This is a genomic window from Streptomyces sp. NPDC058877, from assembly GCF_042742855.1.
GTDB lineage: Bacteria > Actinomycetota > Actinomycetes > Streptomycetales > Streptomycetaceae > Streptomyces.
This window is the reverse complement of the sequence record NZ_JBHYMF010000205.1, coordinates 1-11656: the sequence shown is the minus strand read 5'-3', so window position 1 is coordinate 11656 and position 11656 is coordinate 1. Positions and strand designations below refer to the sequence as shown.

General features: G+C 68.5%; 14 protein-coding genes. 2 read left to right on the top strand and 12 right to left on the bottom strand.

From position 1 onward, the window contains the following. Positions 1 to 276: 276 nt before the first annotated feature. The 12 genes from ACFW2Y_RS30645 to ACFW2Y_RS30590 form a co-directional block, all read right to left on the bottom strand. Positions 277 to 729, bottom strand: coding sequence for an NUDIX domain-containing protein (locus tag ACFW2Y_RS30645; protein WP_384885619.1), 453 nt, complete (start codon positions 727 to 729; stop codon positions 277 to 279). Between the two features lie 8 nt (positions 730 to 737). Further along, positions 738 to 1376, bottom strand: a complete 639-nt coding sequence (gene tmk / locus ACFW2Y_RS30640; RefSeq protein ID WP_384885618.1) for a dTMP kinase — start codon at positions 1374 to 1376, stop codon at positions 738 to 740. Continuing rightward, positions 1373 to 2872, bottom strand: a complete 1500-nt coding sequence (locus tag ACFW2Y_RS30635) for a B12-binding domain-containing radical SAM protein (protein WP_384885616.1) — start codon at positions 2870 to 2872, stop codon at positions 1373 to 1375. Before ACFW2Y_RS30635 ends, tmk begins: the two co-directional genes overlap by 4 nt. Continuing rightward, a complete protein-coding gene (locus ACFW2Y_RS30630) occupies positions 2838 to 3671 on the bottom strand; it encodes a hypothetical protein (RefSeq protein WP_384885614.1) in 834 nt (277 codons plus the stop codon). Before ACFW2Y_RS30630 ends, ACFW2Y_RS30635 begins: the two co-directional genes overlap by 35 nt. 494 nt (positions 3672 to 4165) lie before the next feature. Continuing rightward, the gene (locus ACFW2Y_RS30625; RefSeq protein WP_384885612.1) at positions 4166 to 4339 is read right to left on the bottom strand and encodes a hypothetical protein; all 174 of its coding nucleotides are present in this window, start codon (positions 4337 to 4339) and stop codon (positions 4166 to 4168) included. Continuing rightward, the gene (locus tag ACFW2Y_RS30620; RefSeq protein WP_384885610.1) at positions 4336 to 4764 is read right to left on the bottom strand and encodes a hypothetical protein; all 429 of its coding nucleotides are present in this window, start codon (positions 4762 to 4764) and stop codon (positions 4336 to 4338) included. Before ACFW2Y_RS30620 ends, ACFW2Y_RS30625 begins: the two co-directional genes overlap by 4 nt. Continuing rightward, positions 4761 to 5348 (bottom strand): ATP-binding protein, encoded by a 588-nt coding sequence (locus ACFW2Y_RS30615; RefSeq protein ID WP_384885609.1) that lies wholly within the window; start codon positions 5346 to 5348, stop codon positions 4761 to 4763. The genes ACFW2Y_RS30620 and ACFW2Y_RS30615 overlap by 4 nt, the downstream gene beginning before the upstream one ends. Before the next feature lie 108 nt (positions 5349 to 5456). After that, positions 5457 to 6650: a helix-turn-helix domain-containing protein gene (locus ACFW2Y_RS30610; RefSeq protein WP_384885607.1), complete on the bottom strand. Its 1194-nt coding sequence runs from the start codon at positions 6648 to 6650 to the stop codon at positions 5457 to 5459. Between the two features lie 106 nt (positions 6651 to 6756). After that, entirely contained in the window at positions 6757 to 7908 is a 1152-nt protein-coding gene (locus tag ACFW2Y_RS30605; RefSeq protein WP_384885605.1) for a tyrosine-type recombinase/integrase, read from the bottom strand. Further along, positions 7905 to 8225 carry a hypothetical protein gene (locus tag ACFW2Y_RS30600; protein WP_384885603.1) on the bottom strand — a complete coding sequence of 107 codons (321 nt, stop codon included), beginning with the start codon at positions 8223 to 8225 and terminating at the stop codon, positions 7905 to 7907. The genes ACFW2Y_RS30605 and ACFW2Y_RS30600 overlap by 4 nt, the downstream gene beginning before the upstream one ends. Beyond that, complete coding sequence (locus ACFW2Y_RS30595) at positions 8222 to 8407, bottom strand: hypothetical protein (RefSeq protein ID WP_384885601.1); 186 nt, start codon at positions 8405 to 8407, stop codon at positions 8222 to 8224. Before ACFW2Y_RS30595 ends, ACFW2Y_RS30600 begins: the two co-directional genes overlap by 4 nt. After that, positions 8404 to 8883, bottom strand: a complete 480-nt coding sequence (locus ACFW2Y_RS30590; RefSeq protein WP_384885599.1) for a DUF6221 family protein — start codon at positions 8881 to 8883, stop codon at positions 8404 to 8406. The genes ACFW2Y_RS30595 and ACFW2Y_RS30590 overlap by 4 nt, the downstream gene beginning before the upstream one ends. An 863-nt stretch (positions 8884 to 9746) precedes the next feature. Here ACFW2Y_RS30590 and ACFW2Y_RS30585 point away from each other — a divergent pair. Both ACFW2Y_RS30585 and ACFW2Y_RS30580 read left to right on the top strand, forming a co-directional pair. After that, positions 9747 to 10169 carry a hypothetical protein gene (locus ACFW2Y_RS30585; protein WP_384885597.1) on the top strand — a complete coding sequence of 141 codons (423 nt, stop codon included), beginning with the start codon at positions 9747 to 9749 and terminating at the stop codon, positions 10167 to 10169. A gap of 74 nt (positions 10170 to 10243) precedes the next feature. After that, positions 10244 to 11350: a hypothetical protein gene (locus tag ACFW2Y_RS30580; RefSeq protein ID WP_384885595.1), complete on the top strand. Its 1107-nt coding sequence runs from the start codon at positions 10244 to 10246 to the stop codon at positions 11348 to 11350. Positions 11351 to 11656: the final 306 nt, after the last annotated feature.

Here is an 11656-nt window from a genome sequence, read left to right as displayed (position 1 = left end):
GGCCATCCCCGCGTGCGCGGGGATGGCCCCGCGCCGAGGGCGCCGAACTCGGCCATCAGGCGCTGCTCCCCGCGCACGCGGGATGGCCCCTGTCCAACGCCGTGCGAGCCACCTCTGACGTCCTGCTCCCCGCGCACGCGGGGATGGCCCCGAACACAGAACCCTTCCGCGGACTGGTCGGCGCTGCTCCCCGTGCACGCGGGGATGGCCCCCTCATGTTGCAACACTATGGATATCGGGACGGCTGCTCCCCGCGCACGCGGGGATGGCCCCTGGTCAGCTCTGTTCGGGCCAGTTGTGGAACGTGATGCCGCCGGGGTGGTTCAGGGAGCCGTAAAGGCCGGTGGCTGGGTAGGGGATGAGTTCCTCGGGTAGGGCGTGGTCGGCGAACCATTCGAGGGCGAGGCACTTGTCCGGTTCCCGGTTGACGGGTTCGCCAGTGAACTCGGTGAGCTCGTAGAAGATGCCGATTCGGTCGGGGGTTCCGTCGCCCTGATGGTGGATGACGGTATGGGCCGGGGTGAGTGCGTCGGGGGAAGCGGTCAGGCCGGTTTCTTCGTACAGTTCGCGGACTGCGGCCTGGGCCGGCGTCTCGTCGGGGTCGAGCTTGCCGGACGGTGCGTGCCACTGGCCGTATCCGTAGGGGCCGCCGCGCTGGGACAGGAGGATCTTGTCGCCTTGGCGGACGACGATGTGGACGTCGACGATGGGCTGCTGGACGGTGCTCATGGCTCTTCTCATCGGGGTCGGGGGACGGTGGGGCTGACGGTAGCGGGCAGCCCCTGGAGGTGGAGGCAGATCCGGGCAGAGGCCTCCCTGGGGGTGAGGTCGGTGGTGTCGAGCCGGAGCACGGGGTATCCGAGCTGTTCGACGAGCGTGATCGCTTCCTCGTAGAGCGCGAGCTCGCGGCGGGTGTCGGCAAGGGTGCGCTCGAACCGGTGGCGAGTGCCCCGGGCGTCGAGACGGGTGTGGATGGCATCGGCCTGTGCAAGCAGGACCACGGCGAGGTCGGGGGTGGGGATCCCCTCGTTGATGGCGAGGAGAAAGTCAGCGTCGACGCCGTCTCTGCGCTGGAGGACCAGAGTGGAGGGCAGGTAGCGGTCGAGAACGACGGTCCGGTCGGCGGCGAGCGCGGGCTGGATCTCGCTGTCGAGCTGGTGGTGCCGGTCGGCGGCGACGGCAAGGGCGAGTGCACGGCCGCGCATCGTCCCGGCGCCACCCAGGGCCCGGACGGTCTTGCCGAAGATGCTGTGGGAGGGCTGGGTGGCGGCGTGGGTACGGTGGCCGGCCAGGGTCAGGTCCTTGACGAGCGCCTGGTGGGCGGTGGACTTTCCGACGCCACCGGGGCCGTCGAGGGTGATGAGCAGACCGGTCACGCCTTGACCTCCCGGGGGCCGCGGCTGCGCTCGTGCTGCTCACGGGAGATCTCCGCGAGCATCCGATTCAACTCGTCGAGGGGGACGTCGCCGAACTGCTGGCCGGTGGTGAAGTTGAACTCGTCGCGACCACGCATCGCCTCGTCGGTGCCGTGGCCGGTGAGGTCGACATCGGTGTACGTCTGCATCGCGGCCGGGTCGTATCCCTGCTGGACCAGGGTGTTGAAGACGGGACTGCCCGGATAGGGGCGGAAGACGAAGGCCGAGGCCCGGAACGTACCGGGCAGGCGATCCGACAGGGCCCACAGTTCCTTGATGTGCCGGATCGTCTGCTCGGCCTCCTCGCGGGTTTCACCGGGGTAGCCGAGGATGAAGTACCCCTTGACGCTGATGCCGTGCTGGAGCAGTCGCCGGGTGACGGTGTGCGTCATCCGCGGGGTGATCCGCTTGTCCATCGCCTCCAGGATCCGCGGGGCTCCGGACTCGATGCCGAGGGCGACTTCCCGCAGCCCATTGGCGCGTAAGGCGGCGAGTACCGCGTCGTCCTCGCGGTCCAGGACGTTGATCCGGCCGGTCGCGTCCCACACGTACCGCTCCCCGATTCCCGCGTTCGCGAACACCTTCATGGCGGGGTGGATGACGCGGCGTGCGCCGAGGAACAGGTCGTCGACCGCCCGGAACGCCGTCACGCCGTGTTCGGCGTGAAGCTGGTCCATCTCGGCCACGATGTCGTGCGGGTCGCGGGTGCGGATCGTGAGGTCGGCGTTCATGGACACGGCGGCTCCGCAGAAGGTGCAGTCGTACGGGCAGCCGCGTGAGCACACCAGGTTCGCCTCGATGCGGCCGTCCTCCGCCGTGTAGGGGTCCTGTGGCAGGAAACGCCGGTCGACGAACGGCAGGGTGTTCACGTCGGGCGCGAGCCACGGCTGGGTGTCCCCGTGGAAGATGCCGAGCTTGGAGTGCTTCTGGCCGGCGTCGCGCCACATCACCTGGGGCAGGGCCTGGCGGCGGTGAACGTCCTTGAGGATCTCGACGGCCCGGGTCTCGCCTTCGCCGATGATGAGCGCGCTGACGTTGTGGAAGCGGGAGTCGCGAAGGACAGTGGACGGACCGGCCTTGGCGTGATGGCCGCCGACCATGACCAGGATGCCGGGGTCGAGTTCGGCGGCGATGCGTGCGGTCAGGTCGTACGTCGGTGCCAGCAGGTTGAACGCGGTCCAGCGGGGCCGCAACTGGTTGACGATCGCGGCCGTGCGCTGGATCCCGAGACCGTGCGCCTCGGCGTCGAGCACGCCGACGTTGAAACCGGCCACGCGGGCGACGGTGGCGATGTAGCCCATTCCGAGGACCGGAAGCGTGTAGTCGTTGACGCGCGGCCGGAGGCTGTAGTCGCGCAGAGGCGCGTTGACGAACAGGCAGTCCAGGAGTCGGTTCGGATCGGCTCCAGCCGTCAGCTCGTTGTCATCGTGGACCGACGTGCTCAGCGGTGCGGGCATGGGACCCCCAGGTGAGTGTGGTCAGGGTGAGGGTGTGCAGGTCAGTGGGCGCGGGGCCCGCTTGGCGGCGCCAGTGCTTCTCGAAGGAACGGCCGGTCTTGTCAGCGAGCGGCCAGTCCTGGGACGGGGCGATCTTTGCCGCCCAGGTGCGCACGGCGAGATCGGAATGCGGGTAGACGGTGAAGTCGCCGGTGAAGTCGGCCGCAGCAGCGTGCGCCGTCCACGGGCCGATGCCGGAGATCGTGGTCAGCGCGGCAGCGAGCGGTGCGGGGGAAAGCTGCGCCCACTCGTCCCCGTGGGCCAGGATCGCGGCAGCCGCGGCTCGGAGCTTGGGCCGGTGCAGCTTCGCACCGACGGCCGCGAACGCTTCGTCGTCCAGGCCCAGCACGTACTCCGGGCTGGGGACGACGTGTCGGGTGAGGCCGTTGGCAGTCACGGAGGTGCCGTGACTGCGGCTCCACCGCTGGTAGAGGACGCGGGCCTGCTGGGCGCGGACGATCTGCCGCAGGATCGCCGTGGTGACGGCGTCCCACAGGGACGGGTTGGCCAGCCGTACGACCGTGCCGAGGTCGGCGAGCCCTGCGCGGAGTTCGGCCGGGACGCTCTGCGGCAGAGCGGCGGGGGCCGCCTCCGTGGTGTGGGGCTTGATGTCGTCCGAGCCCTCTGCACACGTCAGCACCAACCCTGTCGGGCCGAAAGTGGCCATCCACGTGCCTTCCCCCGCACGGACGGCACGTGCCCATGCACCACCCGGGTCCTCGATCCAGGCGGGGTGATCGGTCGTCATCGTGGTCGTCATCGTGGTGCTCCTTGGCGGGCTTGGCGGTCGTTGCGCGGCCCAGCATGCCGGTACTGGTCGGGTGCGCGGACGAAAACGGCCACGGGACATCCATGGGAGTCGGGGGTACGGGCAGAGCGCAGCACCCACGGGTGAGTCTGCGGAGCCGACGGTGCCTCCGTGCTGCACGGGATTCGGCACCCGGGCGGGGTGCGGACGAACGCGTCGCGGTCCAGAGCTGTTGCTGCAGGTCTCTCCGTTCGGTCGAGTGGTGCAGTGCAGCCCGTCCCCAGGGCCGGGGCGGGAGTCTCAGGTGTCTCGTCGGGCGCCGTACTTTGCGACCAGCCTCTCCAGGCGCCGGATGCACGGGTCGCACGCATAGAAGGGGCCGGACCCGTGGTCCGTGGTGTGGACAGGGCCGAGCCACATGACCGGAAGGCCGACGCCGTCGCAGCGCCAGCAACTCCCGACGACCCACACCCACCTCAGGTCGACGGTCGGCTCGTCCGGGAGCCTCACCGCAGGATCCCGACCGCGAGGGCGCCGAGAAGCCCGGCGAGGGCGAGCAGGTAGACGACGACGTGGCGGCGGGCCCGCGCGACGGCGGCCACCTGATCGTCGTCGGGGATGGTGGCCGGCACGTCGCCGTCCGACTCGGTCCGGACCGTCCGCGTCTCGGGCCCGCTCATCCCCTCACCTCTTCCAGGCCGTACCGACGGGCGCACTCCTGGCAGGCGTCGGGCTCGCGCAGGGCCAGGCCGACGGCCACGTGGATCCGGCCGCGCCGCTGGGCGAGGGCGTACCAGGGCCGGGGGTAGGGGGTGTTCAGCGTCGTGGTGGGGTGGCCGTAGTCCAGGGACACGATGCCCCGGACCAGGAGGAGGTCGAGCCCGATCCGGTACGGCTCCTCTCCTCGCCCCAGGCCGAGGCCCTGGGCGATGCCGAGAAGACCGGGCCGGTAGTGCTCCGCACTCTCGCCCAGACGCGGAACGGCCGGAGCGAGCAGCACGTGACACTCCGGGCCGAGGAGCCCGTTCTCCACCCAGGACGCGACCGCGACGCGGTCCGCGAACTCCGGGCCGGGCGGGGCAAACCCGCGGGCGAGGGCGGTCACAGGTTCACCGGTCCCGGTTGCAGGATGGCGCGCACGCTCTTTCTCTGGTCCTCCAAGGCCCGCGAGACAGGGGTGGTGGGAGCCATGTCGGAGGTTCCTTCGGCAAGGGGGAGGGTGCACCAGGTGGTGCCGTCGGTGTTGGTGCCCCACGAGCTGGCGAGGGCGTCGACGAGGGAGAGCCCGCGGCCGTGTTCGTCGTAGGGGCTGGTGGGGCGCGGTACCCGACCGTAAGGGGAGCCGCCATTGATCTCGATCAAGAGGAACGCGCCTTGGCGGTAGACGCGGACACCCACGGTCGGGGCGCCCGCGTGGCGGAAGGCATTGGTCACCAGCTCCGTGAGGAGCAGCTCCGCGTCATCCACCAGGTCGGGCTGCCCCCAGCGGTTCAGGCCGGCGCGCAGGGCGCGGCGCAGACGCTGCGGTACGGCGGCGTCCTCACGGGACATCCCGCCGGAGACGGGGCCCGGGTGCCGCTGGATGGACAAGTCGATGACCGGCGATGTGCTCTCGCACCGTTCCGGGTCTGCTGCAGCGACAAGGGCGCGTCGACGGGTGCGCTCCTGGTCCGCGGGGTGAGTCGTCATGGTCGGCTCCATGTCGATGGGTAAGTAACGACATCGTGAGCCCACGACAAGGCCCCAACTATCAGTGAATTACTGATAGTTGGGGCCAAAGTTTGACGGTGCGCTATTTCAGCTGGCGGGAGCGCCGAGCCACGAGCCGTACGAGAGGAAGCTGTCAGGGAGCTGACGGTGTGCGGCTTCAAGTCCCGCATACGTATCCCGAACCATCGGGTGGTACTTGGCTTGCTGAGGAGCCACCCGGCGCGCCTTGAGCAGGCTCTGGAACGCCGGGTCGATCTTGCCCGTCCAGAGCTGCGCCCTGGCCACCTCTGCGTAGTGATGGCTCATCCGCGACTTCGGCCAGTCCCTCGGGATCGAGAACCCCTGCGCAGCCTCGACGGCCTCCCCGTACTGATCCAGTTCTGCAAGGACCGCGACACGGTGCACGCGCACGTTCGTCGGGCCGAAGGCGAGCCAGTGCACGCTCACCGCCTCACCCGTCTCCCCGGCGATGCGCTCCGCCGCGCGGATGTGCTCGAGTGCACCGTCCTCGTCGTGAGAGCGACCGGCCATTACCGCTGCACCCAGATGAAGCTGCCCCGTGACCGCTTGCCGCTCCCGAGAGGGGTCGGCCTGCTCGAGAGTGGCCAGGCCCCGCGCGACCAGCCGCTCCCCTGTGGAGAAACGGCCTTCCCGCAGGTAGGCCAAGGCACGGAGGTACTGGAACATGCCGCCGAGGACGGCATCGGACCCCCGCTGAGCGGCCCAGTCCAGTCGTGCGAGGGCGAGCTGGGCCAGGTCGGGGTATCCGAGTTTCGTGGCCACGTCGTAGGCCGTGCGGTAGGTACTGGCCAGGGTCAGCCATCCGTTACGGCCGCCACTGAGGTGCGCGGCAGTGGTGGCTTCCTCGATGAGCCCTGCCACACGTGAAGCAGCTGTCTTGATCTCACCGGCACGGATGCTGACGCACAGGTCCTCGGCCTCATCGTGAAGGATGGTGGCCTCGCGAGGCGTGACACCCGGGTCGGGCCCCAGGTCGTATACGTCGAGTGCTTCCCGGATGGGCCGAATCAGCACGTCCAGCTCATCGGCGCGAAGTTGTGTCTCGTACGGCTGGCCGACCACGGTTGCCACTTCGACGTTCAGCGCTCGCGCGATCTTGGCGATGGCGTGAGGTGTAGCCTGCTCAGCACCCTGCTCAACCTTGCTGATGAAGCTGTTGGAGAGGCACGCCAGCTCGGAAAGGGCCTTCTGAGTGAGGTGACGTTCACGACGCAGGCGCGCGATGCGCCTACCGGTGTGATCTTCGGGCAGAGAGTGCATACTGGCTCCTGTTCTGCTTCGACAACAGAACGGTACCCCCCGATCGGCTCGTGGGGGCACGGACGAACCCCGCTCCCTCGGAGCGGGGTTCGTCGTTGATACCCCGTCACGTCCTCTTCGTCGGATCGTGTACGGGGATCTTGTCGAAGGCGTTCTTCTTCTGGGCCTGGGCGGGACGGACGTAGAGCCGTACTACGGGGGAGCCTGCTGCCCAGCGGCCGGCCTCCTCGAGCTCCTGGGTCGTGGCGCCGTTTTCCGCGAGGTCGGTGGCGGCGCCTGCCCGCAGGCCGTGGGAGGTGACGGGCCGCCCGTCGCCCACCAGGCCAGCCTTCGCGAACCAGTACTTGACCCGCTCGTTGACGACGTGCGGACGCAGGTGCAGGCCTCGCACCGGCGCCTTCTTGGCCCTGGTCTCCGCCGTGGCGGGGATGCCGTTCTTGAGCAGGTGCCGGAAGACCGGGCCCGAGGTGATGCCGTGATCGGCCAGGTACTCCAACCAGCGACCCATTCGCCCGATGAGTTGCACGTCCGGACGGTCGCGTAGGGGGATGGTCTGCTCCTCGCCCTTGTGCGTCTTGTCCTCGGCGAGCCAGACGTTCATCCGGTCGACCAGGATCGTCAGGTCCTCGATCTCCATGTCGACGTCCTCGCGGCTGCGTCCCAGGAACATGTAGCCGAACGCGAACAGCGCCGCGTCGCGGATGCCGATCGGCCGGCCGCCGGCTTCGGCCTTCTCCATCATCGGCACGAGGTAGGAGAGAGTGATCGGGAACGCCTCGCGCCGTCTCAGCGCGCGCTTGTTGTCCCTGCGGTAGCTGGCGAGGAGCCGCAGGTAGAGGCTGTTATCCGGCTTCTTCCCCGGGGGCATCGCCGTCCGGACCAGTGACATGTAGTTCTTGATCGTCGAGGCCTTGAGGTCCCTCGACATCAGGTGCGCCGCGTACTCGGTGAACGTCGTCGTGCTGCACGGCACGGCGACGTGGCCCTTGTCCTCACACCACTTCTTGAAGGCCTTCATCGGGCCCGTTTCGGCCGGATCTGAGGCCTGCAGCTTCGCTGCGGTCTCCGGGCTGAGCTGCAGGTCCCGCATGGTGTACTTCGGCCTGTTGGCCGTGGTGGGCAGCTCCTGGCCCGGGAAGAGCACGGTATGGAGATCGACGAGCAGCCGCGGCGCCGGCTCGTTGACGGGGACCACGTCCTGGCCCTTGTCGACGAGCTCGGCGTCGACGATCTCCTCGCCCCCAGCGTCGACGCTCACGTCCGGGCTCCTGCTCCGGCGCATGCCTGCTCGTACTGGCGGCGTGCCGCGGCGAACGCCTCGTCGCTGTCTCCACGGCCATGGTGCGCAGCGGCCATAGCCGCTTTCAACGGGGTGGGCTGCCCGGACAGGAGCATGCCGGGGTCGTAGTGCGCGCCGTGGGCCTCGAGTTCGTCGCTCTTGGGGGACTGCCAGAAGTGGCCGCCGCCATGCCCTTCGTATGCGGCCCAGCCCTGGGGGATGCGCTTCGTGCACGGGTGCCCGGTCTCGGGCGCGCCGGTCGACGCCGGACCGGACGTCCTCGTCCGTTCGCTCATCCCCATGCCTCTGTGCGGTACGCGAACTGGTGGCCGGCGGCGCGCACCTCCGGCTGCAGCAGGGCCTCCGTCAGGTCCGCGGCGATGGCGTCGAGTTCGCGCAGGAGGCGAGCATGGTGTGCCTCGCGGTACACGCGGACCTCGGCATGCAGCGCTTCGACCGCCTGATCCGACCCGCTCATTGCCCTTCCTCTTCCGAGAGGAGTTTGGCGAGGTCGAGGGGCGGCGTCTCCCTGTGCCAATCCTTCTTGAACTCGGGGTGGTTCTCCCAGATCGCGGCCATGCGGAGCAGCGGCTCGCACTCCGTTCCGTCGATCGGGCAGACCTCCACGGCGATCGTCTCGCCGCTGCGCTCCGCAGGCTGGTCGACCGGCTTGTGGTTCGCGACGGTCCACCGCAGGTAGCCGACGAGCTCGAGGACGTGGGCCGGGTCGTTCAGCACGGCGAAGGCGGCTCTCTCCCGGGTGCCGGCATCGAAGTCGGGCCCTTCCGACCCTGCGAGGACGAGCGTCTCGAACTCGTCGTTGTCGCCACCTGCCCCCTGGTACCAGACCGCTGGCCAGACGCCGTCAGAGTTCGGCTGCACCGCGTGGCCGATCTTGCTCTCCTCGAGGATGCGCCTGACGAGGAAGTCGTGCACCTCTTGCAGTCGACCCACCGTTGTCTCCCTTCTGGGCGCCGATGTGGCGCTGCGCCAAGGTTACCGACAACAATTGCAGTTATTGTCGGCTACCTCAGGTAACACCACTGGAGCTCATCCAGAGGGGGAGAGCGCCGCCTGGACCCGAAGTCGAGGAACAGCCCTGATGTTCGTGCGCGCGTGCGTTCGATTCTTCGCTGAGAACGATTCTCCGCCCCGCCCTCGCCTTCAGGACAGCAGCAAGGCGGGCCCCGACCGGCGAGGGCAACCGCAACAGCTGCCAGAAGACCGGTCTTGATACTGGTGAGGTCTCGCACCCAACTGTCGCCAGTTCCCGTGGATCCCGCCTGCTGGTGACCGTGTGTGGTTGCCGGGGCGCATCGGCTCCGGCGGCTGGCTGGTGACTCGATCGTTCTTACCGGCTCGACGCCCATGTTCTGCCGACGCGGTCCTGTATGTCGCCGGATCGCGTCCCGCAGAGTGGTGTAACGGCGAGCATCACTACTGCCCCCTCGGCACCAACGCGGTGGTCACAGGTGGCACGCTGCCGAAGTGGAACGTGATCCTCTACACCACGTGGCGGGACACGACCGGACACAAGGGGGCATTTGCATGGCGCATGACGTTAGCTACTTACCGCCCCTCGAATCTCAGATCTTCATCAAAGGAGAAGCTTTCCCATCGCGAGGGGTGGTTGTCTCTCGTTAACGCCGGTGGGGAAACCGGCGATAAACGGGAGGGAAAGCATGCGCTCTGTCATGCGTAGTGCCGCTCTTATGGGAGCGATGGTTGTCGGATCCAGTCTCTTACTGGCTCCGTCGGCCGCGTCAGCCAGCGTTCCGGGGCCCGAGGGGTGCCCGCCGGACGTCTGGCACAAGGTAGTGAAGATCAGTACCGGCTACGAGGCCATCGGCAACACCGCTGGCAAGAGGAACGGCTCCACCTCGACATCGCGCCTGACCTACGCGATGTCCACCACTACCTCGAAGGCGACGACCTGGTCGTCCGAACTCGGGGGAAGCGCGTCCTGGGGCATAGCCACCGTCGAGGCCAAGGTGGGCCGTGACATCACCAACTCGACGGACAAGGGCGTCACCGTCCAGAACTGGATGGACGTGCCCGGGGGTAAGTGGGGCTACACCACCCCGAAGATCGAGCGCACGAAGTACGTGATCCAGCGGTGGCAGGACACGGCGACCTGCGGAGCGAGGCTCCTCGGCAACGACGGCACCCTGGGCGGGATCACGGCGTTCCCGTTCTTCGCCGAGTGCATCGCCAGCAGAGCCTGCACCCCGAAGCCCTAAGACAACCAGCGGGGTACGGAGCTGACCACCCGTACCCCGCTCCACCCGTACACAACTCGCCAGGGGGAACCGACATGGCCGTACAGAACCATTCCGCCAGGACTTCCCCTTGGCGGCGCCACAGACTGACCGCGGTGGCGCTCGCGGCCGCCCTGGGGGCGGCCGGGTGCACCGAGGGCGACGAGAGTCCCCCGCGCGGCATCGTCGTCAACCTCGGAGGCCGCATCGCCGTCCTCGACAAGATCGACTCCAAGCCAGACATCGTCGCCGACCGCCCGGAAGGCACGGAGCGACTCGACGTCTACAAACTCACCGCCCCGAGGCAGCTGGCGACCGGGCCCATCATCGGAATCTCCGACGGTGCGGTCGTGGCCATCGAGCCCGCCAAGCCCGAACAGCAGGTGCTCCTGGGGCCGGCCACCTCATGGTTTCCCACTGCGGACGGCAAGAAGATCTGGGCCGTCTCCGAAGAACCCGCCGCCACGGCCTGCGCGGGACAGCAGATTCCCGCCTCGATCAACTCCCGCTTCACCGTGACGGAGCACGACACGTCGGGCCGCCCGTCGCAGCGCACCCACACACTGCAGTGCGGCCTGCAGCCACTCGCCGAAACCGACCAGGGAATCGTGGCAGCCCAGACCACCACCGAGGACGACACCAGCCGGGCACGCACGAACCTCGTCCTCCTCGACTCCGAAACCACGGCCGTCCGTCAAAGCCTCGCGCAGGACGCGGTGCTCCTCGCAGCCGGCGGCCACCGGCTGATCTGGAAGCAGAACGACTGCGAAGGGGGCGCGTGCATGAAGGTGTACGACGCGCAGGACAAGGACACCGCGAGCGTGCCGCAGTGCACGCAGGGCGAAGCGGTAGGACGCGGCTCCCTCGACGCTACCGGGCGCTGGTACGCCAGCACGATCCGCGCCGACGGCACTTACCGGCTGGCCGTACTCGACCTCGACGAGGACAGCTGCAAGGACCTCGGAACGAGCGCCGCGCTCGAGGGCAACCAGGATCTGGACGGCCCGCTCTCCGGAACGTGGACGAAGTCGAACCTCGTCGTCCTGGACTCCGCCACCGGAGCCCTCACCTCCTTCAACGCCGTCTCCGGCAAGCAGGACCGGCGCCCGAAGAACCTTGACGTCACGGACGACGGCCAGGTCTGGGGAGCCCGCACGGACTAAGAGGGTGTCTCACGTGGTGAGTCTGCGATAGCAGATGAGGGTGCAGGCGAGGAAGTGGTCGGCTTTGCGTTCGCAGCGCCGGTGGGAAGGCGAACCCGTCCGCGTCCTCGACCTCAACCCCTGACCCGTAGCCCTGTTGGATCTAACAGGGCTGATGCTTCGTGAGCAGCAACGACGGCGGCCCCCGTATCAACGTCTTGGTTCGGTCAGGGTCCCAGTGTTGCCCTCCGGAGTTGCGTCCGCAGGGATTTCCCGGCAGCTGTCCTCATAGATTGATGACGCATCACCCGTGCGGGCGGTTCAGCT

Coding starts and splice junctions, on each gene's coding strand:
- ACFW2Y_RS30645 (WP_384885619.1), bottom strand. CDS start 729: ATGAGCACCGTCCAGCAGCCCATCGTCGACGTCCACATCGTCGTCCGC.
- ACFW2Y_RS30635 (WP_384885616.1), bottom strand. CDS start 2,872: ATGCCCGCACCGCTGAGCACGTCGGTCCACGATGACAACGAGCTGACG.
- ACFW2Y_RS30630 (WP_384885614.1), bottom strand. CDS start 3,671: ATGACGACCACGATGACGACCGATCACCCCGCCTGGATCGAGGACCCG.
- ACFW2Y_RS30625 (WP_384885612.1), bottom strand. CDS start 4,339: ATGAGCGGGCCCGAGACGCGGACGGTCCGGACCGAGTCGGACGGCGAC.
- ACFW2Y_RS30615 (WP_384885609.1), bottom strand. CDS start 5,348: ATGACGACTCACCCCGCGGACCAGGAGCGCACCCGTCGACGCGCCCTT.
- ACFW2Y_RS30610 (WP_384885607.1), bottom strand. CDS start 6,650: ATGCACTCTCTGCCCGAAGATCACACCGGTAGGCGCATCGCGCGCCTG.
- ACFW2Y_RS30600 (WP_384885603.1), bottom strand. CDS start 8,225: ATGAGCGAACGGACGAGGACGTCCGGTCCGGCGTCGACCGGCGCGCCC.
- ACFW2Y_RS30595 (WP_384885601.1), bottom strand. CDS start 8,407: ATGAGCGGGTCGGATCAGGCGGTCGAAGCGCTGCATGCCGAGGTCCGC.
- ACFW2Y_RS30580 (WP_384885595.1), top strand. CDS start 10,244: ATGGCCGTACAGAACCATTCCGCCAGGACTTCCCCTTGGCGGCGCCAC.